This is a genomic window from Shewanella sp. SP1S1-7 (assembly GCF_031932105.1).
In the GTDB taxonomy this organism is placed as follows: domain Bacteria; phylum Pseudomonadota; class Gammaproteobacteria; order Enterobacterales; family Shewanellaceae; genus Shewanella; species Shewanella baltica.
Genome location: NZ_JAUOEU010000062.1, coordinates 1 through 2,081 on the forward strand (window position 1 = coordinate 1; position 2,081 = coordinate 2,081).

The 2,081-nt window shown below is 42.9% G+C and carries 2 protein-coding genes; both read right to left on the reverse strand.

The features are described from left to right. Positions 1 to 490: 490 nt before the first annotated feature. Entirely contained in the window at positions 491 to 901 is a 411-nt protein-coding gene (locus Q4Q49_RS22005) for a hypothetical protein (RefSeq protein ID WP_311991693.1), read from the reverse strand. Further along, the coding region (locus Q4Q49_RS22010; RefSeq protein WP_312000443.1) for an RHS repeat-associated core domain-containing protein at positions 876 to 2,081 on the reverse strand (1,206 nt) is incomplete at its 5' end. The genes Q4Q49_RS22010 and Q4Q49_RS22005, both read right to left, overlap by 26 nt.

Here is a 2,081-nt window from a genome sequence, read left to right on the forward strand (position 1 = left end):
CAAATCACCATGGCTCACCTTTTGGGCACTAGTGTAGCCTGTCTGTATGAAGGAGATACCCAGCACGCTTTGGGACAAAACCTTGCTAGATTTTTTACTCTAATTCATTGATTTTGGATTAATATTTGTAAGTCGATTATTGAACGTTAGTATTAAACCCGATAAACAAGCCATCCATTTTCTTTGCATGAACTTAAGCGAATGCTCTTCTAAAACTCATTTTGTCAACACTTGCAGCAGACTGAGCAGCTCAAAGCAGTAGAAGTGATCACCCATAAACAGCAGAAGCGATCAATTGCGTCAGTGCCATCAGTTGGTGGCGCTGCCCCAAACTGCCCGCCCTGCTGGCAAAAACTGATCACTTCTACTGGCAAGCACTGCTCAGGCTGCTGGTCAAACTGCCCGGTTTCAGGCAAGATAAAGCCCCAAGAAATAGGGCTCATTGGAAAAATGTAGGGGCTGTCCTGTCTGCCTTTCTTATTTATTGTGGCTATTCTGACTTATGTTTTTGGCATTTAGTCTTCAGACTTTCAAGTCTGCTTTCTAAAACCCTTAGTTTTAAGTTTGCAGCGTTCTTATATTCTCCTCGGCGTTCGGCTGAATCCGCAAAAACAATATTCATACTCGTGTCATCCATAACACGAGGATCTTGGTAAGAGTCCCCGAGCAAATTCAAAGCACGATTTTCCATTTCTAAAGCTATTTCGAACTTTAGTTCTAACACTGCTTTCCTTGAACTATCTAGTAACAGCAAAGCTTGATTGAACTCTTTGCTAGTAGAGCATTCAATAAGATCGCCTTTTACAATGCCACTAGCAGAGAAATTAACAGCAAACAGCAGCAAAGTTGCTGATGAAGCGATTAAAAAATAGCCGTTAGTTTTTAACTTTTTTAAAGACACCGTTCGTACCCTCATAGTAAGCCAAGCCATACTGCTTTGCTGTTTCTGATGCCGCTATTCTGCTAGCTTGACTATTATCTAAACCATTATTAACAAGCTCTGCAATACGAATATTCTGCAGACGCCCAAACCTATTATGGTCAACTTCAGCGGGTGAAGAAGCTGTACGCATTAACATGAACTGAGATGTGCCACTCATAGTAATAGCAATACTATGCTTATTATTTATAAGGTAAGCGATATCTTCTCCACTAAACGAGACTCCTGTAAACCCACCCTCGGCTTCAGAATATGGATGAGTATGAACTGTACCTAAAATATTCATGCTTCCACGTACTTTAAGATCTGGAGTAAACGTTTTACCAGTTCCAGAGCCAGTATTAACTAACAATATTCTTTTAAAAAGGTCAACAATCGTCCCCCCATACTCTATATAACCACTTTCGACACTTTTATCCCAAAGACCTTGCAACCTACTGTTCAATTCTGTCAAATTAACTTCGTCAGGAGCACCTGACGGTAACATTGGAAGTCTAAACGTATCTGCTGTTGCGGCTTCAGCTGATGTATTAAGCTCTATGTTCGCATTATCTTGTTTTCCAACTTCGGCTGGTTTATTTACAAGTTGTGGTCTGATTGAATTTTGGTCGTTATTCTCTCCGTTAGCAACTTTGCTCTTTTTCTTCTTTGACTCAGTATCTGCCAACTGCACTGAGGTACAAAACCCTTTAAAACCTGTATTTGAGCCTGTAGTACAACCGCCACCAGTCGCTGCATACCCCGTCGGATCTGTCCCGCTCATAGGGTTATTGAGGATATACGAATATGGGTTAGCACTCTGGCTGTTCTCGGGGAACTGCAAGAACGGGTCAACACTTAAGAAACGCCCGACGTTGAAATCGTAAATCCGCCCGTTCATATGAATTAACTGCTGCTCATTCAAATGCTCATGGTCGGTGTAACCTTTGGTGACCCCTTGCCAGGCTGTCAGTAATACATTGCCTGCGGCAATATCCCGTGGCCGGCCGAACACATCATACCCCCGGTATTGCAGGACTGCGCCGGTTTGCCCATCGATTAAGGTATCGACACTGCCTAGGTGGTCCCTTAATACATGCTGAAATGGTGACTGATTGCCTAAGCTCCCCACATGGGCTTTCATCTTGATGGTGTGGTCACC